Annotated in this window: 22 protein-coding genes; 13 read left to right on the top strand and 9 right to left on the bottom strand. The window is 63.5% G+C overall.

The genetic code is table 11. The annotated features are described in order from the left end of the window. Positions 1-17: 17 nt before the first annotated feature. The 7 genes from GWG67_RS02465 to GWG67_RS02435 are packed head-to-tail and all read left to right on the top strand — an operon-like array spanning position 18 to position 5970. Complete coding sequence (locus GWG67_RS02465; protein WP_275167553.1) at positions 18-986, top strand: ABC transporter substrate-binding protein; 969 nt, start codon at positions 18-20, stop codon at positions 984-986. A 2-nt stretch (positions 987-988) separates the two neighbouring features. Then, a complete protein-coding gene (locus tag GWG67_RS02460) occupies positions 989-1744 on the top strand; it encodes an ABC transporter permease (RefSeq protein WP_275167811.1) in 756 nt (251 codons plus the stop codon). Next, a complete protein-coding gene (locus GWG67_RS02455; RefSeq protein ID WP_275167552.1) occupies positions 1723-2529 on the top strand; it encodes an ABC transporter ATP-binding protein in 807 nt (268 codons plus the stop codon). Before GWG67_RS02460 ends, GWG67_RS02455 begins: the two co-directional genes overlap by 22 nt. Positions 2530-2536: 7 nt before the next feature. Then, positions 2537-3346, top strand: a complete 810-nt coding sequence (locus GWG67_RS02450; protein WP_275167551.1) for an ABC transporter permease — start codon at positions 2537-2539, stop codon at positions 3344-3346. Between the two features lie 11 nt (positions 3347-3357). Then, positions 3358-4017, top strand: coding sequence for a polysaccharide deacetylase family protein (locus GWG67_RS02445; protein ID WP_275167550.1), 660 nt, complete (start codon positions 3358-3360; stop codon positions 4015-4017). A gap of 3 nt (positions 4018-4020) precedes the next feature. Then, positions 4021-4890 carry a fumarylacetoacetate hydrolase family protein gene (locus GWG67_RS02440; protein WP_275167549.1) on the top strand — a complete coding sequence of 290 codons (870 nt, stop codon included), beginning with the start codon at positions 4021-4023 and terminating at the stop codon, positions 4888-4890. A gap of 36 nt (positions 4891-4926) precedes the next feature. Continuing rightward, positions 4927-5970, top strand: coding sequence for a 5-methyltetrahydropteroyltriglutamate--homocysteine methyltransferase (locus GWG67_RS02435; protein WP_275167548.1), 1044 nt, complete (start codon positions 4927-4929; stop codon positions 5968-5970). 49 nt (positions 5971-6019) lie between these two features. Here GWG67_RS02435 and GWG67_RS02430 read toward each other — a convergent pair whose 3' ends face one another. Next, positions 6020-6778: an SDR family NAD(P)-dependent oxidoreductase gene (locus GWG67_RS02430; protein WP_275167547.1), complete on the bottom strand. Its 759-nt coding sequence runs from the start codon at positions 6776-6778 to the stop codon at positions 6020-6022. 163 nt (positions 6779-6941) lie between these two features. Between GWG67_RS02430 and GWG67_RS02425 the strand changes: the two genes are divergently transcribed. From GWG67_RS02425 to GWG67_RS02400, 6 genes are read left to right on the top strand one after another with little or no spacing between them, the layout of a single operon-like run. Next, entirely contained in the window at positions 6942-8201 is a 1260-nt protein-coding gene (locus tag GWG67_RS02425; protein ID WP_275167546.1) for an extracellular solute-binding protein, read from the top strand. A 50-nt stretch (positions 8202-8251) separates the two neighbouring features. Then, positions 8252-9145, top strand: a complete 894-nt coding sequence (locus tag GWG67_RS02420; RefSeq protein ID WP_275167810.1) for a carbohydrate ABC transporter permease — start codon at positions 8252-8254, stop codon at positions 9143-9145. After that, positions 9138-9986 (top strand): carbohydrate ABC transporter permease, encoded by an 849-nt coding sequence (locus tag GWG67_RS02415; RefSeq protein WP_275167545.1) that lies wholly within the window; start codon positions 9138-9140, stop codon positions 9984-9986. Before GWG67_RS02420 ends, GWG67_RS02415 begins: the two co-directional genes overlap by 8 nt. 22 nt (positions 9987-10008) lie before the next feature. Further along, positions 10009-11106, top strand: coding sequence for a Gfo/Idh/MocA family protein (locus GWG67_RS02410; RefSeq protein ID WP_275167544.1), 1098 nt, complete (start codon positions 10009-10011; stop codon positions 11104-11106). Positions 11107-11116: 10 nt separating this feature from the next. Continuing rightward, positions 11117-11761: a ThuA domain-containing protein gene (locus GWG67_RS02405; protein ID WP_275167543.1), complete on the top strand. Its 645-nt coding sequence runs from the start codon at positions 11117-11119 to the stop codon at positions 11759-11761. After that, positions 11758-12807 (top strand): LacI family DNA-binding transcriptional regulator, encoded by a 1050-nt coding sequence (locus GWG67_RS02400; RefSeq protein ID WP_275167542.1) that lies wholly within the window; start codon positions 11758-11760, stop codon positions 12805-12807. Before GWG67_RS02405 ends, GWG67_RS02400 begins: the two co-directional genes overlap by 4 nt. Before the next feature lie 23 nt (positions 12808-12830). On the opposite strand, the gene GWG67_RS02395 is transcribed toward GWG67_RS02400, so the two are convergent. From GWG67_RS02395 to GWG67_RS02360, 8 genes are read right to left on the bottom strand one after another with little or no spacing between them, the layout of a single operon-like run. After that, on the bottom strand, positions 12831-13457 hold the full coding sequence (locus GWG67_RS02395) for an FMN-dependent NADH-azoreductase (RefSeq protein WP_275167541.1): 627 nt from the start codon (positions 13455-13457) through the stop codon (positions 12831-12833). 3 nt (positions 13458-13460) lie between these two features. Further along, a complete protein-coding gene (locus GWG67_RS02390; protein ID WP_275167540.1) occupies positions 13461-15035 on the bottom strand; it encodes an isochorismatase family protein in 1575 nt (524 codons plus the stop codon). A gap of 17 nt (positions 15036-15052) precedes the next feature. Beyond that, positions 15053-15901 (bottom strand): MBL fold metallo-hydrolase, encoded by an 849-nt coding sequence (locus GWG67_RS02385; protein ID WP_275167539.1) that lies wholly within the window; start codon positions 15899-15901, stop codon positions 15053-15055. 42 nt (positions 15902-15943) lie between these two features. Further along, positions 15944-16828 carry an amidohydrolase gene (locus GWG67_RS02380; protein WP_275167538.1) on the bottom strand — a complete coding sequence of 295 codons (885 nt, stop codon included), beginning with the start codon at positions 16826-16828 and terminating at the stop codon, positions 15944-15946. Next, positions 16825-17946, bottom strand: a complete 1122-nt coding sequence (locus tag GWG67_RS02375; protein ID WP_275167537.1) for a VWA domain-containing protein — start codon at positions 17944-17946, stop codon at positions 16825-16827. The genes GWG67_RS02380 and GWG67_RS02375 overlap by 4 nt, the downstream gene beginning before the upstream one ends. Next, positions 17943-18824 carry a MoxR family ATPase gene (locus tag GWG67_RS02370; RefSeq protein ID WP_275167536.1) on the bottom strand — a complete coding sequence of 294 codons (882 nt, stop codon included), beginning with the start codon at positions 18822-18824 and terminating at the stop codon, positions 17943-17945. The genes GWG67_RS02375 and GWG67_RS02370 overlap by 4 nt, the downstream gene beginning before the upstream one ends. Before the next feature lie 7 nt (positions 18825-18831). Then, complete coding sequence (locus GWG67_RS02365; protein ID WP_007593027.1) at positions 18832-19854, bottom strand: xanthine dehydrogenase family protein molybdopterin-binding subunit; 1023 nt, start codon at positions 19852-19854, stop codon at positions 18832-18834. Position 19855: 1 nt separating this feature from the next. Continuing rightward, the gene (locus tag GWG67_RS02360; protein ID WP_275167535.1) at positions 19856-21451 is read right to left on the bottom strand and encodes a xanthine dehydrogenase family protein molybdopterin-binding subunit; all 1596 of its coding nucleotides are present in this window, start codon (positions 21449-21451) and stop codon (positions 19856-19858) included. Positions 21452-21454: the final 3 nt, after the last annotated feature.

Genomic DNA, 21454 nt, shown 5'->3' with positions numbered 1-21454 from the left:
CCGGGAGGAAACAGATCATGAAAATAACTCGCCGCAAGGCGCTATTGGCGTCGCTCTTCGCAGCCGGCGTGCTCGCCGGCCCTGTCGCCGCGGCCGAAACCATTCGCGTCGGCCTGCCGACCAAGACGTACTGGCCGACGACGATCGCCGAGACGGCCGTGCGGCAGAAATTGTTCGAGAAGGAAGGCATCCAGGCCGAGCTGACGATCTACCGCAGCGGTGCAGAGACGTTCGAAGGCATGGCTGCGGGCGCGGCCGATATCATCCTCGATCCGCCCTCGCTGGTCTCCGCGGGACGAAAGAAGGGTGTGATGTCACGGATCGTGGCCAATGCCGCGATGGGAAATTTCGGCTGGCAGTTGATGGTCCCGGCCAAGTCGACGCTCGACGTCAAGGGCCTCAACGGCAAGAAGGTCGCAATCACCGCCGCCGGCTCAGGTTCCGACCTGCTCGCACTATGGACACTCCAGGACAAGAAGATCGATTTCACGCGCGTTCCGGTTGGTGGCGGCGGTCTGGTGCCGAACCTCCTGGCAGGCAACGTCGAGGCCGCTGTGGTCTATTCGCCGCTGAGCTTCCAGATCTCGAAATCGGGCGAAGCGAAGTCGATCCTCGATTACGCCACGGCGGTGCCGCCGAACCTCACGGCAGGCTGGATCGTGCTCGACAAATTGGCGGAGACAAAGCCTCAGTTGGTTCAGAAGGCGGTGAACGCCCTCTATGGCGCAGTTGCGTTCATGCGCGCCAATCGGGACGTGACCGTCAAGCTGATCGCCGAGCTCTACGAAATGCCGGCCGAGATCGCCGCCCTGGAATACGACAACACGATCATGAAGCTCGAGACCAGCGGCGACATGGGCGCGCCCGACGTGAACGCGGCCGTGCAGCTGTCGCTGGACCTCGCCAAGCTCGGCGGGCTCAAGGACATCGTACCGGTCGAGGAAGTGATCTCGACCAGGTTCAAGCCGGTTCCGACCAAGCCGTGACGATGCAGAACTCACTCGCCATCAAGCTTGCACGGATCGCGATCGTCATCGCGGTCCTGGCGCTGTGGGAGGTGCTGTCGCGCACCGGCATCGTCAATCCGCGCCTGCTGCCCTCGGCGTCCGACACGTTCGCGACGCTCGGCGACCTCCTGCAGCGCGCGGCCGTGCGGAAAGACCTGATGGTGACTGCGACCGAAGTACTGGCCGCGTTCGCGTTAGCCGTCCCCTTCGGCGCCGCGATCGGCTTCCTGCTTGCGGAGAACCGCTACTTCGCTGAGGTGGCCAAGCCGCTGCTGTTCTTCGCCTTCAGCATCCCGAAGTCGATCTTCCTGCCGATGTTCATCCTCGTATTCGGCGTCGGGTTCGCCCAGAAGGTCGGCTTTGGCTTCTTCTCCACGATCTTCATCGTGATCATGTCGACGACCACGGCGGTGGAGTCGGTCAAGGTCGAGCATCTCACGGTGGCGCGCTCCTATGGCGCAACTCCGATGCAGACCGCGTTCCGGGTCTATCTGCCGAGCATGCTGCCGGTGCTGCTCGAGGCCCTGCGAATCTCCATGATCTTCAACCTCACCGGCGTGATCCTTGCCGAGATGTACGCCTCGCGCGACGGCATCGGCCACCAGATCGCGACCTGGGGCGAGAACTTCCAGATGAAGCAACTCCTCGCCGGGGTCGTGATGGTCGCCGCGATCGCCATGACCTTCAACGAACTTGTCAGATGGGTGGAAACGCGATGCAGCCATTGGCGAACGTGACCCCGTTGAAGCCTCCCGCGCGCGCCGGCGCGATCGAGGTGAAGAATGTTGGGCAGGTCTTCAAGACCAGGTCTCAGGACGTCGTCGCCCTGGAAGACGTCTCGCTCGATATCAAGCCGGGTCGCTTCGTCGTGCTGGTCGGCCCGAGCGGTTGCGGCAAGTCGACCCTTCTGATGATGATGGCGGGCCTGCGCCAGCAGACCTCGGGCTCGATCACCATCAGTGGCGCGCCGATTCTGCAGCCCGACCCGGACAGGGTCGGCGTGGTGTTCCAGGAGGCGAGCCTGTTTCCCTGGCTGACGGCCGAAGACAATGTCGAGTTTCCGCTGGCGCTGCGTGGCGTGCCCAAGGCGGAGCGCCGCGCCAAGGCGCAGGATGCGCTCACGCTGGTCGGCCTCGACGGCTTCGGCAAGCGCCATCCGCACGAGTTGTCAGGCGGCATGAAGCAGCGCGTCTCGATCGCGCGCGGGCTGGTGCAGGACCCGCCGGTGCTGCTGATGGACGAGCCGTTTGCTGCCCTCGACGAGCAGACCCGCATGACCATGGGTGACGAACTGCTGCGCATCTGGGCGGCGACCGGCAAGACCGTCGTCTTCGTCACACACAGCCTCACCGAAGCGGTCTATCTCGCCGACGAGGTGATCGTGATGTCGGCGCGGCCCGGCCGCATCGTCGATCATCTCCAGGTCCAGCTGCCGCGGCCCCGCACCTATGAGATGCTGAGCGGCGATGCCTTCGGGAGCTTGCGCGACCGCATCTGGCGGCATATCCGCAAATCGGCCTGAGGCGGAGATGAGCGCCAAAATAAGTGCGAAGACGCTGCGACGTCTGATCGTGATCGGCTTGATCGCGCTGTGGGAGCTGTTGCCGCAAACCGGTCTCATTCCCGAGCTGTTCTTGCCGTCGCTTTCGTCGACGCTGATGGCCGGATGGACCGACGCGGCCGAATACGGTCACGCGCTCGCAGTGACGCTTTATGAGGTGCTGATCTCCATGGCCTTCGCCTGCGGCGGCGGCATCCTGCTTGGCGCTATCGTCGGCAGCCTGCCGCGTCCGCGCGTCCTGATCATGCCGATGGTGTCGAGCCTCTATGCCGTGCCGCTCGTGATCCTCTATCCCGTCTTCACGGTGTGGCTCGGCATTGGCTCGGAATCCAAGATCGCCTTCGCCTCGATTTACGGCTTCCTGCCAACGATGCTGGCCACCGCCGCCGGCATCCAGACCATCGACCCTCAACTCCTGCTCGCGGCACGCAGCATGGGCGCCACGCTGAGCCAGCGGCTGGTTCGCGTCATCATTCCCGCGGCGATTCCGACAGTGCTGTCGGGGCTCCGCGTGGGAGGCGCACTGGTGATCGTTGGCGTCGTCGTCTCGGAGATGCTGATCTCCTCGGCCGGCATCGGTTATCTGATCTCGCGCTACCGCACGATCCTCGATAGTCCGCACGTGTTCGCCGGCGTCCTCCTCGTGCTGTTCATGGCGATCGCCTTCAACGCCGCGATCCGGTGGATCGAACGCAAGGCGGCGATCTGGCAGACCGGCACGCGCGCTGGTCAGGCCAACGATGACATCGCATCGGGCGCGATGCAGCCAGCGACCTGAGGAAATTCCGCGTGTTTGATCTGACCCTGACATTCGACAACGGCCCCGATCCCAACGTGACGCCGCGCGTGCTCGACATTCTCGGAGAGCGCGGCATCAAGACCACGTTCTTCGTCATCGGCGAGAAGCTCGCCGATCCCGCGCGGCATGGCCTTGCAATCCGGGTGCACGGGGAGGGGCACTGGATCGGCAATCACACCTTCACCCACAGCGTCCCGCTCGGCGAGCAGCCGGATCGCGCGACCGCGAAGAACGAAATTGGCCGCACGCAAGCCGCGATCGGTGATCTCGCCCATCCGCAGCGCTGGTTCCGGCCGTTCGGTGGCGGCGGCAATCTTGATACGCGGCTGCTGAAGCCATCCGTCGTCGACTATCTCGCCGGACACAAGCATAGCTGTGTGCTCTGGAACGCGATCCCTCGCGACTGGGACGATCCCGACGGCTGGACCGAGCGCGCCCTTGTCCAGTGCGGCCAGCAGCCTTGGACGCTGATGGTTCTGCACGATCTTCCGACCGGGGCGATGAACCATCTGGAGCGGTTCCTCGACCGCGCCGAGGCGGCCGGCGCCCGTTTCCGCCAGGATTTCCCTCCACAATGCGTTCCGATCCGCAATGGCGCGATCGCACTTCCGATCAACGACTATGTTTCCTCCATCGAAGAGAGCGTTTGACTGATGAAAATCGCAAGTTTCACGATCGCCGGCAGCGCGAGCTTTGGCATTGTCACCGACAACGGCGTCATCGATGCCGGCAAGCGTCTCAAGGCCTATCCGACGCTGAAGACGCTGCTTGCCAAGGGATCGCTCGACGAATTGAAGAAGCTTGCCGGCGAGAAGCCCGACCACGCGCTGCAGGACGTCACACTGCTGCCGACGGTCCCCGATCCCGACAAGATCTTCTGCATCGGCGTCAATTACGCCACCCATCTGGCCGAGAGCGGCCATCCCACCCCGCCACACCCGATGATCTTCACCCGCTTCGCCAACAGCCAGGTCGGACATGGCCAGCCGATGATCCGGCCGCTCGAATCCGAGCGCTTCGACTATGAGGGCGAGATGGCGGTTGTCATCGGTAAGGCCGGCCGCCGCATCTCGCGCGAAGCCGCATTGAACCATGTCGCCGGTTATGCCTGCTACAATGATGGCAGCATCCGCGACTGGCAGCGCCACACCTCGCAATTCGCCCCCGGCAAGAATTTCGCCGGCACGGGCGGCTTTGGGCCCTGGATGGTCACGACCGACGAATTGACCGACGTCAGCAAGCAGACGCTGATCACGCGGCTCAACGGGGTCGAGGTGCAGAAGGCCCCGATCTCCGATCTCGTCTTCGACGTGCCGGCCCTGATTGCTTATTGCTCCACCTTCACCGAGCTCGCGCCAGGCGACGTCATCGTCACAGGCACGACCGGCGGTGTCGGCGCTTATCGTAATCCGCCGCTGTGGATGAAGAGCGGCGACGTCGTGGAGATCGAGATCTCCGGGATCGGGGTCCTCAGCAATCCCGTCAAGGACGAAGTGCCGGCCAAGGCGACGCGCGCGGCCTGATTGGCCGCGCTCCACAGCAATAACAAGGAGACCGTCATGCCGATGCCAACGCATATCCTCCCGACCACGGTGGTCGGAAGTTATCCGCAGCCGGAATGGCTCGTGAATCGCGCCATGCTGTCGAAAGTGGTGCCGCGCACCCGCCTGCACGACATGTGGCGGCTGCCAGCGGAACATCTGGAGGAGGCCCAGGACGATGCGACGATCGTCGCGATCCGCGACATGGAGCGCGCCGGCATCGACATCGTGACCGATGGCGAAATCCGCCGCGAAAGCTACTCCAACCGCTTCGCCACGGCGCTCGACGGGATCGACGGAGACAATCCCGCGATGATCGTTGCGCGCACTGGTAACACCCAGACCCCGGTGCCGCGCGTCGTCGGCCCGGTGAAACGCAAGGGACCGGTCGAGCTGCACGACATGCAGTTCCTGCGCAGGAATACCGATCGTGCAGCGAAGATCACCCTGCCGGGTCCGTTCACCATGAGCCAGCAGGCCAAGAACGAGTTCTACAAGGACGACGAAGAGCTCGCGATGGCCCTGGCGGAGGCCGTCAATGCCGAAGCGCTCGACCTGCAAAGAGCGGGCGCAGACGTGATCCAGCTCGACGAGCCCTGGGTGCGGAACAATCCGGATTCTGCCAAGCGCTACGCCGTCAAGGCAATCAACCGCGCGCTGAGGGGCATCACAGTGCCGACCGTCGTGCATCTCTGTTTCGGCTATGCGGCGGTCGTGCCGGGCTCGAACAAGCCGGCCGGCTATTCGTTCCTCGCCGAGCTCGACGATACGACTGCCGACCAGATCTCGATCGAGGCGGCGCAGCCAAAACTCGACCTCGGCGTTCTGAAGGACCTCTCCTCAAAGAAAATCATGCTTGGTGTGCTCGACCTCGCAGACCCCCAGATCGAGAGCGTCGACACGGTCGCCGACCGCATTCGCAACGGCCTGAAATATGTGTCGCCTGATCGTCTCGTTCCGGCGCCCGACTGCGGCATGAAATACATGCCACGTGCTGTCGCGTTCGGGAAATTGAAGGCGATGTGCGATGCGGCCGCCAAGGTTCGGCAGGAGCTTGGTTGACGAGGTTCCGAGCCGCTCGCAAGTAATGCACGATCCGGTCTGGTCCGCCTCAGACCCAGCCGCCATCGACGATGTAGTGCTGGGCTGTGCAGGCGGAGGCTTCGTCTGAAGCGAGGAAGATGGTGAACTTCGCGACCTCGTCCGGCACGAGCTTGCGCTTCAGGCATTGTCGTTGCATTAGCTCGACCTCGCCATCGGGCGTCATCCATTTATCGAGCTGGCGCTCGGTCATGATCCATCCCGGCGCTATCGCGTTCACGCGGATGTTGTAGGAGCCGTAATCGCGCGCCAGAGAGCGTGTGAGACCGATCACGCCTGATTTGCTGGCGGTGTAGGCGGCCATGCCGCCTTGTCCGGCGATCCACGACACCGAGCCGAAATTGATGATGGCGCCGGCGTTCGCCGCCTTCATGTCCGGCAACACGGCCTGCGCAGCAAAGAACTGGTGCTTCAAGTTGACCGCGATACGGTCGTCCCAATATTCCGGTGTCATTTCCTCGGTGCTGTGCCGCTCGTCATGCGCGGCATTGTTGACGAGGATGTTGATCGCGCCGTGCACGTTGCGCGCCTCCGCGACACCGGCACGTAATGCGGCGATATCGGTCAAGTCGGCACGCATGAAATGCGCGCCAAGACCTTGGTCCGAAAGCTCGCGTGCCAGGGATTGGCCCTCGTCAACTTTGATGTCGAAGAACACGACATTGGATTTCTGCTGTGCGAAGCGCCGCACGATCGCAGCGCCAATTCCGGATGCGCCCCCGGTGACGAGAACGACCTTGCCGGCGAGGTCGGAATAAACGGCAGCCATGGATATCCCTCGATTTGCGTTGGGGCAGCGCAACGCGCCGCCGACTCTCCCGCTCACCTTAGCTACTGCGCTCGTGAGGTGCATAGATCAGAATTTCAGTTGCGTACCTCAAAAATCGAGGGCAGGATTGCACCAAAGAATAAAAGCCGTTGGGAGGAATGTGATGAGACTGCTCGGGAAACTGGGACTGGCCGTAGTCGCATGCCTGTTCGGAGCGAAACTCGCTGCGGCCGAAACGACGGTCAAGTGGCTGCACATCGAGGCCAACCCGGCCCAGGTCAAAATCTGGGAGGAGGTTGCGCGCGCCTATGAGGGGTCGCATCCGGGCGTGAAGGTCGAGATGCAGTTCCTCGAGAACGAGGCCTACAAGGCCAAGCTGCCGACCATCCTGCAATCCAAAGACCGGCCCAACATCATCTACAGCTGGGCGGGCGGTGTCCTGAAGACGCAGATCGAGGCCGGTGTGCTCGACGACATCACCGATTCTGTGAAGGGTTACAGCGACAGTCTCACGCCCGCGGCGCTCGCCGCCTTCACCAGCAACGGCCGCGTTTATGGTCTGCCCACGGCGCTCTCGCAGGTCGGCTTCCTCTGCAACAAGGAGCTGATGGCCAAGGCGAAGGTCGATCCTGCCGGGATTAAGAGCTGGGACGATCTGCTTGCAGCCGTGAAGACGTTGAAATCCGCCGGCGTGACCCCGATCGTCGTCGGCGGCGCCGACAAATGGCCGCTGCACTTCTACTGGACGCATCTTGCTGTGCGCATCGGCGGCAAGGCGGCGTTCGATGCGGCGCTGCGCGGCGAGAACGGCGGCTTTGCCGGCGAAACCTTCCAGAAATCCGGCGAGCTGTTCAAGCAGCTCGTCGATCTCCAGCCGTTCCAGAATGGCTTCCTGGGTTTCAAGAATCCGCAAGCCGTCGGCTATTTCGGGGACGGCAAGGCGGCGATGACGCTGGCGATCAGCACGGTCTATCATCTGCAGCGCGCTCTCGCCGCCGACAAGGCCGGATTGACCGAGGACAAGATGTGCTGGTTCGACTTCCCGGTCGTGACCGGCGGCAAGGGCGCGCCCACCGATACGCTCGGCGGCATCACCGGTTGGCTGATTACGAAAGGCTCGCCGAAGGAGGCTGTCGATTTCCTGAAATATTTCGTCTCCAAAGAGGTGCAGACGCGGCTTGCCGCCGGCAACTTCATCATCCCGGTGGTGCAGGGCGCAGATGTCGGCCTCAACAACTCCTTCATGAAGCTGATTGCCGCCAATCTGGCGAAGTCGAACTACCACCAGAATTTCTATGACCAGAGCCTCGGTCCGTCGGTCGGCCGCGTCGTCAACGACGTCACAGCCGAGATCGCCGGCGGCAGCATGAGCCCGCAAGAGGCTGCCAAGGCGATCGAGGCGGCGTGGAAGCAGGGCAACTGACGGTGGCGCGGCGGACCGCGAGGGTGTCGGCGATCGGCGCTGCTGGCGAGATGGTGCCACAGGTCTCGATCCGCGGCCCAAGTTGGGACGGCAGGCTGACGGTGCTCATCCTGTTCCTGCCACCGGCGCTGCTATTGTTCACGTTGTTCGTTGTGCTGCCGATCGGCGAAGCAGCCTGGTATTCGGCCTTCAATTGGAACGGGTTCGGCAGGCCGACCAATTGGATCGGCCTGGACAATTACCGCTTTGTGCCGGAGACCCGCGCCTTCTGGCTCGCGCTGCGCAACAACGGCCTGATTATCGGAGTTTCGCTCGCCATCCAGCTGCCGCTTGCGCTCACGCTGGCCTTGATGCTCGCCGAACGCTTTCGAGGGGCGGTGGCGCTGCGCATGCTGTTCTTCATGCCTTATATCCTGGCGGAGATCGCGACCGGGCTGATCTTCAGCTTCGTCTATGATGGCGACTACGGCCTTGTAGCTTCGATCTGGCGCACCTTCGGCGCCGAGCCCCCACATCTGCTTGCCTCGACGGATACGGCCATGCTGGCGGTGCTGATCGTGATCGTCTGGAAGTACTTTGGCTTCCACATGATGCTGTTCATCGCAGCGCTCCAGAGCCTCGACAAGAGCCTGGTCGAGGCGGCACGCATTGACGGCGCGACCCCATCGCAAGCCTTGCGACATGTGGTCATCCCGTTGCTCTATCCGACGATTCGGCTCTCCGTGTTCTTCGCCATCGTCGGCTCGCTGCAGCTGTTCGACCTCGTCATGCCGCTGACGCGCGGCGGGCCCGCGGATTCCTCGAACACGATGGTGAGCTTTCTCTACAACAACGGCATCTCGCGCATGCGGGTCGGCTACGGGAGCGCTATCGGTGTCATTCTGTTCGCGATCTGCGTGACCTTTGCCTTCACGTACAAGCGATGGTTCATGCGCGATGAGTAACGCCAAGGCTATCCGCGCGCCGTTTGATCCCTCAATGCTATTCAAGATGGTGTTCCTCGCCGTCGTTGCCATCATCGTAGTAGTACCGCTGCTCGCGACCTTGTTCGGTGGCTTCAAATCGCTCGGCGAACTGCGCGTCAATCCGTTCGGCTTGCCACGTCACTGGGAGTGGCAGAACTATGCCGACATCCTGTTCTCGGCGCGCTACTGGCAGCTCTTGCGCAACTCGCTGATCATCTCGACCCTCACGGTTGCACTGACCCTGATCGTAGCCTCGATGGCGGCGTTCACCTTCGCCCATATCAGGTTCTACGGCAGCTCGATGCTGCTGAGCTATCTGACGCTGGGCCTGCTGTTTCCGGCCGCGACAGCGGTGCTGCCGCTCTTCATCAAAGTGCGCGATCTCGGATTGCTCGATACATATTTTGGCGTTGCCCTGCCGCAGACGGCCTTCAGTCTTGCGATGAGCGTGCTGCTGCTGCGGCGTTTCTTCAAGGACATCCCCTACGAACTGCTGGAGGCCGCGCTGGTCGACGGCTGCAGCTATATCAAATTCTTCCGCTATGTGACGTTGCCCTTATCGCGGCCGATCCTGACAACCGTCGGTACCATCACCTTCGTCAACAGCTGGAATGCCTATCTGTTGCCACTGGTGATGCTCAACACCGACGCGCTCTATCCCTGGCCGCTCGGGATCATGGTTTATCAGGGCGAGTATTCGTCCGAGTGGCATCTGATCCTCGCCTTCATCACGCTGACCATTCTGCCGACGATCGTTCTCTTTCTTCTGGCGCAGAAACACATCGTCGCTGGCCTCACCGCAGGCGCGGTCAAGGGGTGAACGGTACCTCACGGAGATCACAATGAGAAAAGTCGGCATCGGCATCATCGGCTGCGGCAATATCAGCACCGCTTATCTGAAGGCGGCCCAGCGATTCCCGGTCATGGAAATCAAGGCGCTCGCCGATATGCGCAGCGACGTCGCGGAGCGGCAGGGCTCCGCCTTCGGACTGCCGGCGATGCGGGTCGATCAACTGCTCAAGCGGGACGATATTGAGATCGTCATCAATCTCACCGTGCCACTCGCCCACACTGACGTCAGCCTCGCAGTGCTAAACGCCGGCAAGCACGTTCATTCCGAGAAGCCGCTCGGCATCAACGTCACGGAAGCCCGCAAGGTGATGGATCTCGCCGCGCAAAAGGGTCTTCGCGTCGGCTGCGCGCCCGATACGTTCCTTGGCGGCGGACACCAGACCGCGCGCAAGCTGATCGACGATGGTGCGATCGGCACGCCTGTAGCCGGTAGCGCGTTCTTCGGCTGCCCCGGCCACGAGCGCTGGCATCCGGCGCCGGGTTTCTACTATTTGCGCGGCGGCGGGCCGATGCTTGACATGGGGCCGTACTACATCACCGATCTCGTGCAGCTGCTCGGCCCGGTGGCGAGCGTGATGGGCTCGACCGCGCGTCCGAAATCCGAGCGGCTGGTCACCAGCCAGCCAATGAACGGAACGCTGATCCCGGTCGAAGTTGCGACCCATGTCGCCGGCACGCTCGAATTCGAGAGCGGAGCGGTCGTCTCGATCGTGATGAGCTTTGATGTGCCGAAGCACCGGCACGCGCCAATCGAGATTTATGGCGACAAGGGCAGCATGCTGGTGCCCGATCCGAACCGCTTCGGCGGCGAGGTGCAGGTCGCCAAGACCGGCGGCGACTGGGAGCCGGTGCCGCTGACTCATGGTCATGTCGATGGCGAGTTCCGTTCCATTGGCGTCGCCGACATGGCCTCTGCGATCCTGAACAACCGGCCGCATCGTGCCAGCGGCGCGCTCGCTTTCCACGTGCTGGAGGTGATGGAGGCGTTCCAGACCTCTGCCGACGAAGGGCGACGCGTCAAGATCGAGAGCTACGTCGAGCGGCCTGCGATGCTGCCGGCCGGGCGTGAAACCGGACAGATCGACTAAGGACAGAAACATGCGCAAGGCAATGATTGTATGGGGCGGCTGGCCGGGGCACGATCCCGATCTCTGTGCGTCGATGATCCGCGGCTGGCTGAAAGCGGAAGGCTTCGAGGTGCGGACCGAAACCACCACCGCCGCGTTCGCCGATCCCGCGATTCACGACCTGTCACTGATCATCCCGATCTATACCATGGCGAAGATCGAGAAGGCGGAAGCGCTCAATCTCTGCGCTGCGGTCCGCAGCGGCGTCGGGCTCGCCGGCCATCATGGGGGCATGGGGGACGCGTTCCGCGATTCCGTCGACTACCAGTTCCTGTGCGGAGGGCAGTGGGTTGCGCATCCCGGCAACATCATCGACTACAAGGTCGACTTGACGAAGCCGGATGATCCCATCATGAAGGGCCTGAAGAGTTTCGAGCACCGTTCCGAGCAATACTACATGCATGTCGACCCCGCCAACGAGGTGTTGGCGACGACGACCTTCACCGGCGAGCACGCGCCCTGGATCGAGGGCGTGGTGATGCCCGTGGTCTGGAAGAAGCGATACGGCGCGGGCAGGGTGTTCTATTCCTCGCTCGGCCACCGCGCCTACGAGCTCGACGTACCGGAGATCCGAACGTTGATGACCCGTGGCATGCTGTGGGCCGCGCGCGAATGAACGCTGGTGCGACTCAGCCGGTGATTCGTGCCACGCTTGAGGACGTCGCGCGCACGGCGGGTGTTTCTCTCGCCACGGTCGACCGCGTCGTCAACCGGCGCGAGGGCGTGCGCGCCAAGACCGTCGCGCGAGTCGAGGCCGCGGTGGCAAAACTCGGCTATCGCGCCGACGTCGCGGCCGCTCGGCTTGCCCGCGGGCAGACGTTCCGCTTTGCCTTCGTGCTGCCGACCGGCAGCAACAGCTTCATGACCAACCTGACCGAGCAGGTCCAGCGCACCGCGGACTGGCTCGCCGGCCAGCGCGGCTTCATTGATATCCTCCATGTTGACGTGTTCGATCCGGATGTACTCGCCGTCGCGCTGGAAAATCTCTCGCCGGCGTATCAGGGCGTCGCCGTCATCGCGCTCGACCATCCCAGGGTACGCGCGGCGATCGACGAACTCACCGCGCGCGGGGTCGCTGTGGTGACGCTTGTGTCGGACGCGCCGAGCTCGCGTCGCCTGCACTATGTCGGCATCGACAATCCGGCGGCAGGCCGCACCGCTGCAACGCTGATGGGACGGTTCCTCACTGGTCGCAAGGGGACGGTGGCCGTGATCGCGGGATCGTTGTCGCTGCGCGATCACACCGAACGGCAATTCGGCTTCCACCAGATCCTGTCCAGCGAGTATCCGAACCTGCTCGCGCTGCCGGTGGTCGAGGGCCGCGACGACAGCGGGCGGACGCGGGAGCTCACTGCGGCACTGCTCGCGCGCCAACCCGATCTTCGCGGCATCTACTGCTGCGGCGCCGGCAACCGTGGCATCGCCGACGCACTCGAGGCCTCGGGCCGCGCGCGTGAGGTGGTCTGGATTGCCCATGAGCTCACTCAATATACACGGCGTTTCCTGGTGCGCGGCGCGCTCGATGCAATCATCAACCAGGATCCCGGCCACGAGGCACGGTCTGCGGCGAGAGTTCTGCTCGCGCATTGTTCGGGTGAGCCCATCAGCCCCGACCAGGAGCGCATCCGCATTGACATTTTTCTGCGGGACAATCTGCCGTAACCTCGACTGGCCTGCGAGGCGCATCAGAAGCTCGCGGCCATTTCGGCCAGACGTTGGTGGGCTCTTTCGCGGGCCGCTTCGATGGGCTGTTGCGGTCCGGTGGTTGGCCCAATCGGAATAAAGCGGACATTGCTGATCCCGACAAAACGCAAAATTTCGCGCAGGTAAGGCGTTGCCATGTCGATGCGCCCGCGGTTCATTCCGGTCGCGAAATCGCTGCCACTGGCGATGATGACGATGGTCGGCCGGTCCTTCAGCAGCGGGATATATCCCAGGGACGGGTCGAACCGGAAGGTAAGCCCGGGTTGGACGATGACGTCGAACCATTGCTTAAGCTTATAGGGAATGCTGAAGTTCCACATGGGAGTTGAGATCAGCACACGATCGGCAAGCGCCAAGCGCACCGCCATCCGCTCGGCTTCAGCGAAGCTATCCCGCTGCGCGTCGTTGAAGGCTTGCGCCTTCATCCGTGCATACTTGGCTTCGACAATGGGGCCTGAAAACTCCGGCAGGCGCTCGCGCCAGAGATTCATGACGTCCACGTCCCAATCGGGCCGAGCTCGGCGAAAGCCGTCAAGGAAAACGCGGGCGCCGGCGCTTGACCAAGAGTCGTCGCGGGGCGAGCAGGACAGGTGCAGGAGCTTCGCCACCGCTCATCCCAGCGCTTTGATGACCGCATCGGCCTTGGTCACGACGGCGACGTTTTGCATGGCAAAGTTGATCGACGCAGCGTGCCAATCGGCGTTCATGGTCGAGCAGCAATCCTCAGGAACAACCATGAAGTAGCCCTTGTCGGCACCGGTCCGCGCCGTGTGCTCGACCGACATGTTGGTCCAGGCGCCGGTGTTGATGATCATGTCGCGGCCGGTTGCTTTCAGAATTATTTCGAGCCTCGTGCCTTCCCAGGCGCTCATGCGCACCTTCTCGACCACGAAGTCGCCGGGCCGTGGTTCGAGACCTGACACCGGTGCCGCGCCCCAGCTTCCGCGCACCATCGCCTTGCTGTCGACGAGACCCTCGAACAGGGGCGCATTCAAGGTCACGCCGGGCGCGCCGGACTCGACGACGAACCAGACATGAATGATGGCGACGCCGCGCGCCCGCGCCGTTTCCGCCAGGCGGCGAACATTCTCGACAACATGCTGCTGGCGCGCATGCCCGGGTGCGCCGGAATCGGCAAAGGCGCCACCGTCCATGATAACGTCGTTCTGGAGATCCTGGATGATCATGGCACATCGTCGCGGGTCGAGCTGCATTTCGCCGTCGGCGAGGACGGGGGCAGCGGAAGCAGAGCCGGCGGCCGCTGTGCCGCCGCCTCGCTTGCCGCTCATATAGGGCTCGTGGCGCGGTCCGACTTTGGTGGGAATGGCATAGACCGAGTGCGTCGAAGTCAGGTACAGCGTGCGGAAATCCGGCCCGCCCCAGGTAAGGTTGGCGACGAGCTCGGGCAGGCGGAGCTTGCCGAGCAGCTCGCTCCGGGGCGAATAGACCCAGACCCCGCCGGGTGCCGTAACCCAGACGTTGCCGTGCTGGTCGCACTTCATGCCGTCCGGCAAGCCGGGCTCGAGCTCGGAGCGGATGCCGCTCGCGAATACACGCGCACTCGACAGCGAGCCGTCGCCGTTGACGTCGAACACGCGGATCAGTGCCTGCACGGTGTCGTTGACATAGAGCAGTTTCTCGTCCGGCGAAAAGCACAGCCCGTTCGGCTGGTCGAACAGATTGCGGTCAACTACCAGCTTCGGCTCGGCGCCGGGCACGACGCGATAGACGCCCTGGAAACCGAGCTGCCTTGGCCGCTCGACGCCATAGACTGGCATGCGGCCGTACCAGGGATCCGAGAAATAGATCGCGCCGGAGGAGTGCACGCAGACGTCGTTGGGGCTGTTAAGCTCCTGCCCCCCAAAGTGCGAGGCTAGCACCTCGCGCCGCCCGTCCGGCCGCTCGCGGATCAACGACGATGTCGCGTGCTCGCAAACGATCAAATTGAGCTCGGCGTCATAGGTCATGCCGTTGCACTTGTTCGACGGACGTTTGACCTCGGCGATGCCGCGCCGCCCATCCCAGCGCCGGCGCACGTCGCCCGGCATGTCCGAGAACAGCAGATAATGATCGACCGGATGCCAGATCGGTCCCTCCGTGAAGTCAAAACCGGTGCCGATCTGCGCGACCGGTGCGTAAGGATCGATCAGGGTCTCGAATTCGGAGCGCAAGGTGACGTGCGTCATCGTCCATCCTCTGGCGTCTAGGCCGGAAACCAGTTGCGCTGGGGCAGGGATTGCACGACCGGTCCAGGGACCTGGTCGTGCAGCCGGCCGACGACGTTGCCGCCCTCGATCTTGGCGGGACGGTCGTGGACCGGCAGCAGATAGCGCGAATTGCTGAGCAGCTTCTTGATGGCGGCCTTCTCGGCCCGCTTGGTGGTGCCGTGGTTGCCCGTGGTGCGTGGCTCCCAGTCGTGGATCTCGTTGAAGGGCGTCACGATCTGGTCGTTGAAATCATAGATGACGTCACCGCAGATGGTGGCGATGCCGTCGGCGGTTTCTACGATGATGTTCATCGACCCCTCGGTATGCGCATTCGCGGCGTCGCAGTAGACGCCCGGCATCAGCTCGATGGGACCCGTGATTTCGAGGTCGAGAAAGCGCAGCGCGCTCTTGGTGTGCAGACGGTCGATCAGATGCTTGATATCCGGCGCCGGATATTGCGGATGCATCAGGCCGGACACGGAATACTCGAGCTCGCGGCGGTTGAGGACGACGGTCGTGTTCATCGGAAACAGATCGTCCTTGCCAGCGTGGTCGATATGCAGATGGGTGTGGCAGACGAAACGCACATCGCCCATCCGCACGCCGTGCCGCGCAAGCTGGTTCTCGATCATGTGCTCGTGATACTGCAGGCCGCGCATCCCCAGCGTTTCCATGATCTGGTTGGAGCGGTAACCCGTATCGACCACGACCGGGTATTTGCCGCCGAGGATCAGGAAGCCGAGGGTGAGGACACGGCGGGTGCGGCCGCAGTCGTGGCCGAGAACCAGAAAGCTCGATTCCAGCTCGATATCGCCATAGTCCAGGATTTTGATTTCCAGCGGCATTCCGTCCCTCCCTGTGTCCGTTCTTATTGGTTTCCTCGGCGCTCAGAGCCGATAGACGCGCATGGCTGTCGTTCTGAAAATAGCTTCGCGCTGATCATCTCGTAGCGGCGCTGCAGCGTCACGGAACGCATCGATCAATTCGCGATAGCTGGTCCACAATTTCTCGATTGGAAAATTAGAGCCGAACAAGCAGCGTTCGGCGCCAAAGATCGCAATCGTGTCCGTCAGGACGGATGCGATATGCGCGGGGTCGTTGCGTTGGATGAAGGTTCCGAGCCCTGACAGTTTCGACACGACGTTCGGGCAGGCGGCGAGGCGGGCCATCCCGGCACGCCACGCGGCGCGGCCTGAGGGTGAAAGGTCCTCGAGCATGCCGGCGTGCTGGAGGATGAAGGTCACCTTGGGACAGGATTCCGCAAGGTGTGCGGCGTCCGGCATCTGCGGCGTGAACACCTGAAGGTCAAAGCTCCAGCCATAGTCCGCAAGGCGAGCGATATTGCGCTGGATCACGGGATCGGTGCAGAGATCGGGCCGCGCGGCAAAGCGATAAAGCGGGTTCTCGTGCCAATGCAGTTGCATGCGAACGCCGCGTAGCAGGGCATAGCGCTTCAGGCGGTCGAGTTGTGGACGCACGTCATCCACTGAAAAGTCGGCGTAAGCCACGATGGCATGCGGCCAGCCGTGCGCCTCGGCGGTCTGCTGCACCCAAGCCGCCTCGTCCTCGAAGCGGTCATTGGCCCAGTTGGTCTGGACATAGACCGAGCGGGTGACGCCGCTGCCTTCGAGGTCGCCGAGATATTCCTCGATCGGGTAATCGCGCCGGATCGGCTCGTACGGACCGAAGATGCGCGGCTGCAGCGGACCCACCAGCCAGGGCAGGTCGGCCTGGCGCCAGATATGATGGTGCCCATCGACGATGTCGGTCACGCAACTCTCCTTTGTCCCAGCGCCAGCACGTGCGCGACGATCGACGCGCTCGATCCACCATCGACGAGGTCGTCGACGAAGCGTTCGATCGCGACCAGCGCTTCGGTCTGCGGGCGAAAGCCGGGACCAGACGCGAGCGGCGTCAGCCAGCTCACGCGCCACGCACGGCGCGACAGTTTCGCGACCGCATCGCGTAGCGCATCGGGTTCGCCTCGCTCCAGGCCGTCGGAAACGATGATCACGGCGGCGCCGCGCGCGTATCCGCCGAAGCGGGGCACCGCGAGAAAGGCCTGAAGCGCATCGCCGATTCGGGTGCCGCCGTCCCAGTCGCTCACCACGTAGGCCGCGGCGTTGAGCGCTTGCTCGCGCCGCTTGAGACGCAACGGCCGGGTGATACGGGTCAGCCGTGTGCCCAAGGTGAAGACCTCGACGTTGGGCGCCGCCTGTACCAGCGTGTGCGCAAACTTCATATTCTCCTCGGTGCGGGTCTTCATCGAGCCGGAGACGTCAATCAGAAGCAACACCTTGCGTGGGCGCTGCCGCCGCTTCAAACGTCCCAGCCGGAGGATTTCGCCGTCGCTGCGAACGGAGTCGCGCAGGGTGCGGCGCAAATCCGCGTAGGGCCCGCTGCGTGCCCGCATGCGGCGATGGCCGCGCCGCTTCGGTAGGCGTCTGGGCGCCTCGCGGAACAGCCGGCGCAGCGCATCGGTGGTCGAGAGCTGCGCAAACCGGCGCTCGACGAGGGCTTCGGCGCGCGCCGCTGCGAGACCGGACTCATTGGCCTCGTCCGACAACAGCGGCTCATTGTTTCCGCGGGCCTCCTCTTGCAGCCGAACCGTCTCGTCGTCCTCACCGTCATCGACGCGCTCGATTGCCTCGTTTCCACGAAAGTGCAGATCGAACAGCCGGTCGAACGTTGCGCGACGCTCCGGTGGAGGGCCCAGTGTTGCGAGGGCTGCCTGCCGAATGTCCTCCAGGCTGCGGGGACCGAGCAACTGGATTCCGGCCAGGAACGAGGTCGTCTGTTCCGGTGCGACGGCAAACCTGTTCGTTCGCAACAGCCCGACGAAGGTGATGAAGACACGCGCAGCGCGCGGCAGTTCGGGTTCGGCGCTCATGCAGAGGCCTCCGCCAGCAGGGCATCGAGGCGCGGCGAGATGAAGTGCAGATCCTCCTCGTCTTTCAGGGCTACGCCGATCGAGCGCTTGAAGGCATCGGGCCACCGCGCGCCGCCCTTGTGCAACAGCGTGGCGGCCTCAGCCCAATCGACGGCCTCGGCGATTCCGGGCGCCTTGCTGAGCGGCTCGTGCCGCAGTTTCTCGACGGCCGCGACGACGGCCCGCGCGGTCCCTTCGGCGACGCTGGAGGCCCGCATCATCACGATGCGCGCTTCGCGCTCAGCGGTGGGATAGTCGATCCAGTGATAGACGCAGCGTCTCCGCAACGCTTCATGAAGATCCCGCGTGCGGTTTGAGGTCAGGACGACGACCGGGCGCTCGGAGGCGCGCACCGTACCGCGTTCTGGAATCGAGATCTGGAAGTCGGACAGGAATTCGAGGAGGAAGGCCTCGAATTCCTGGTCGGCGCGATCGATTTCGTCGATCAACAGCACAGTCGAGTCAGGCGCGCGCAGCGTCGCCAGCATGGGTCGCTCGATCAGAAACGTTTCGCCATAGATGTCGATGCTCTCATCACCGGCCTGACGGATGGCGAGCATCTGGCGCGGATAGTTCCATTCATAGAGTGCGGCGGACGCGTCGATGCCTTCGTAGCATTGCAGGCGGATCAGGCGGCGGCCGAGGACGGCGGCAATAGCTTTGGCGGCCTCGGTCTTGCCGACGCCCGGCGCGCCCTCGAGCAGCAATGGCTTGCCGAGTGCCAGCCCGAGATAGGCTGCGGTCGCCAGTCCCTCGTCGGCGAGGTAATAGGCCGCCCGTAATGCCTTCTCCAGTGCCTCGGGGCTGTCGATGCCGACGATGTTGCTGCGGACGGCCATCGAGACCTCAGCGCCGCGCCTGAGGGCGCGCGCCGCCCTCGGCCTTGATCGCGCGCAGCACCTTCTCCGGCGTAATCGGCAGATCGTCGATGCGGACGCCGACGGCGTTGAAGATGGCATTCGCAACCGCCGGCAATACGGGATTCGCGCACATTTCGCCCGGACCCTTGGCGCCGAAGGGGCCATCGGGAGCGGGGCGTTCCAACACGGCGATGTCGTGCGGGCAGATGTCGCCAGGACCAGGCATGACATATTCGACAAAGTCGCGAGGGCCGTGGACAGGGTCGGGATAATAGGGTTCAGGCGTCTCGTAGAGCGCGTGACTGACGCCCATCCACGCGCCGCCGACGAGCTGTTGCTCGACCAGGCGCGGGTTGAGCGCACGGCCGAGCTCGTAGGCAGAGTCCATGCGGATCATCGTGACCTCGCCGGTCTCGTCGTCGACCTCGACCTCGGCGACAAGACAGGCATGAGCGTAGCAGGTTGCCGGCGACATCTCGCCGGTTTCCGGATCGACATTGGATAGCGGCACCAGGAAGATGCCGCGGCCCGAGATGGTCTTGCCCTGTTTGAATTGCGCGGCGATGGCGACGTCCTTGGTGGAGATCGAGCGGTGCGGCGCGCCCTTGACGTGGATGTTGCCACGCCCGTCGGTTTCGAGATCGGCGGCGTTGACCTCGAGTTCCTCTGCGGCGGCTTCCATCATCACGCCACGCGCCTCACGCGCCGCCGCCATCACGGCATTGCCGACGCGATGGGTGCCGCGGGAGGCGAACGAGCCCATGCAATGCGGACCGGTGTCGGAATCGGCGGTGTCGACATAAACATCCTCGACCGGTACGCCGAGCGTCTCAGCGCAGATCTGCCGCGTTACCGACTTCATGCCCTGGCCAAGGTCAATCGAGGATAGCGCCACAGTGAATTTACCGCTTGGATTGGAATGAACTAGGGCCTGGCTGGGATCGCCGCCGAGGTTCATGCCGATGGGATAATTGACCGACGCGATGCCGCGTCCGCGATGTCGGGTCATCTCAACGCCTCCTGGTGCCGAACACGGATGAGAAGCGGCCCGCCCCATGCGAGGGCGATGCTGGTCGCGGTGGCTGCGGCGGTGGCGGCGCGGGCGGTGGGGGCTCGCGCGGTGGTTCGCGCAACGCCGCCGCCGGCAAGCGGTCATAGGTTGTGCGCTGCTGCGTTGGCGCAGTTGATCCTCCGTGGGTGTCAGTCGGCGTCCGCGGGATTGCGGCGCGGTTGCCGCCACCGTCCTTGCGGGAGGAGGCGCGCTTGAACTCGTCGCGGATCGGCCATTTGGCTTTCTCGGCAGCGACCTGGACGCACTCGATCAATGCCGTGTTCTTGGCCTCGCGCCGATGCGCCTTCATGTCGCCGTCGCGATAGGCATTGAGGATACGGAACTCCATCGGATCCATCCCGACGAGGTTCGCGAGCTTGTCCATCTGGCACTCGATCGCAAAATCCATTGCGGTGACGCCGAATCCGCGCATCGCGGTTGCCGGCGTACGGTTGGTGAAGACGCAGTAGACATCGCCATAGACGTTCGGGATAGTGTAGGGTCCCGGCAGATGGGCTGCGCATTTCACCGCGGCATAACTGGAGAGCCGTGTATATGCGCCGCTGTCGAAATATGCGCGGATCTTTCGCGCGACGACCCGGCCGTCGCGCATCACACCGTCCTTGATGTAGATGCGCTCTGCGCCGCGCGGCGGGCCGTATTGCATCTCTTCTTCGCGTCCGAATACGTAGCGCACGGGACGTCCCGTCAGCATCGCACCCAGGATGCATAAAGGTTCGGTCAGCGTGTCCACCTTGCCGCCAAAGCCGCCGCCGACGGTGCCGCCGATGAAATGGAAGGTATTGGAGGGGACGTCGAGAATCTTGGCGCAGGTGTCGACCGAGAAGAACAGCGCCTGCGTCGAGGTATAGACGACATAACGCCCGTTGGTGTCGGGCGCCGCGATCGACCCGTTGGTTTCGGTTGGCGCGTGCTCGATGGGCGACATCTGGTAACGCTGTTCGAGCACGTGATCGGCGGTCGCGAGCGCGGCATCGGCGTCGCCGAAGCGGAGTTTTTGGTGGTCATATGTGTCGTGATAAATGAAGGCATTCTTCGGATAGGTATCGTTGACGACGGGTGCACCGGCCTTCAACGCATCTTCCACGTCGAACACGGCAGGCAACGGCTCATAGTCGATCCGCACCTTCGCAATCGTCTCAAAGGCCTCCCGCTCGCTGTCGGCGACGATGGCCAGGATCGGCTCACCCTTGTAGCGGACCTTGTCGACGGCCAGCGACGGCTCGTCGTCCTTGCCGAAATTGATCAGGCTCAAGAGCGTGTTGAGATTGCGGGGCACGTCGGAGCCGCGGATGATCCGGCGCACGCCGGCGGAGCGCTCGGCCTCCGCGGTGTCGATCCGTCGGATCCTTGCATGAGAATGGGTCGAGCGGACGACTTTCAGGTGCAGCATGCCCTGGAGCTTGTGGTCGTTGAAATAGCTCGATGTGCCCGTGACATGGCCGAGCATGTCCTGGCGCTGTGTGCCCTTGCCGATCTCGTTGAGATTATCGTCGCGCTCGTCCGCGAAAATGTCTTTGCGCAGTTCCAGCATGGT

The organism is Bradyrhizobium sp. CSS354, assembly GCF_029051725.1.
Lineage (GTDB): Bacteria > Pseudomonadota > Alphaproteobacteria > Rhizobiales > Xanthobacteraceae > Bradyrhizobium.
Note: the sequence above shows the minus strand (reverse complement) of the source record. Positions and strands in the feature narration are given on the sequence as shown.

Bases quoted from the DNA above. Each gene is read 5' to 3' on its own strand.
- GWG67_RS02465 (WP_275167553.1), top strand. From the start codon at position 18: ATGAAAATAACTCGCCGCAAGGCGCTATTGGCGTCGCTCTTCGCAGCC.
- GWG67_RS02460 (WP_275167811.1), top strand. From the start codon at position 989: ATGCAGAACTCACTCGCCATCAAGCTTGCACGGATCGCGATCGTCATC.
- GWG67_RS02455 (WP_275167552.1), top strand. From the start codon at position 1,723: ATGCAGCCATTGGCGAACGTGACCCCGTTGAAGCCTCCCGCGCGCGCC.
- GWG67_RS02450 (WP_275167551.1), top strand. From the start codon at position 2,537: ATGAGCGCCAAAATAAGTGCGAAGACGCTGCGACGTCTGATCGTGATC.
- GWG67_RS02440 (WP_275167549.1), top strand. From the start codon at position 4,021: ATGAAAATCGCAAGTTTCACGATCGCCGGCAGCGCGAGCTTTGGCATT.
- GWG67_RS02435 (WP_275167548.1), top strand. From the start codon at position 4,927: ATGCCGATGCCAACGCATATCCTCCCGACCACGGTGGTCGGAAGTTAT.
- GWG67_RS02430 (WP_275167547.1), bottom strand. From the start codon at position 6,778: ATGGCTGCCGTTTATTCCGACCTCGCCGGCAAGGTCGTTCTCGTCACC.
- GWG67_RS02425 (WP_275167546.1), top strand. From the start codon at position 6,942: ATGAGACTGCTCGGGAAACTGGGACTGGCCGTAGTCGCATGCCTGTTC.
- GWG67_RS02420 (WP_275167810.1), top strand. From the start codon at position 8,252: ATGGTGCCACAGGTCTCGATCCGCGGCCCAAGTTGGGACGGCAGGCTG.
- GWG67_RS02415 (WP_275167545.1), top strand. From the start codon at position 9,138: ATGAGTAACGCCAAGGCTATCCGCGCGCCGTTTGATCCCTCAATGCTA.
- GWG67_RS02410 (WP_275167544.1), top strand. From the start codon at position 10,009: ATGAGAAAAGTCGGCATCGGCATCATCGGCTGCGGCAATATCAGCACC.
- GWG67_RS02405 (WP_275167543.1), top strand. From the start codon at position 11,117: ATGCGCAAGGCAATGATTGTATGGGGCGGCTGGCCGGGGCACGATCCC.
- GWG67_RS02400 (WP_275167542.1), top strand. From the start codon at position 11,758: ATGAACGCTGGTGCGACTCAGCCGGTGATTCGTGCCACGCTTGAGGAC.
- GWG67_RS02390 (WP_275167540.1), bottom strand. From the start codon at position 15,035: ATGACGCACGTCACCTTGCGCTCCGAATTCGAGACCCTGATCGATCCT.
- GWG67_RS02385 (WP_275167539.1), bottom strand. From the start codon at position 15,901: ATGCCGCTGGAAATCAAAATCCTGGACTATGGCGATATCGAGCTGGAA.
- GWG67_RS02375 (WP_275167537.1), bottom strand. From the start codon at position 17,946: ATGAGCGCCGAACCCGAACTGCCGCGCGCTGCGCGTGTCTTCATCACC.
- GWG67_RS02370 (WP_275167536.1), bottom strand. From the start codon at position 18,824: ATGGCCGTCCGCAGCAACATCGTCGGCATCGACAGCCCCGAGGCACTG.
- GWG67_RS02365 (WP_007593027.1), bottom strand. From the start codon at position 19,854: ATGACCCGACATCGCGGACGCGGCATCGCGTCGGTCAATTATCCCATC.
- GWG67_RS02360 (WP_275167535.1), bottom strand. From the start codon at position 21,451: ATGCTGGAACTGCGCAAAGACATTTTCGCGGACGAGCGCGACGATAAT.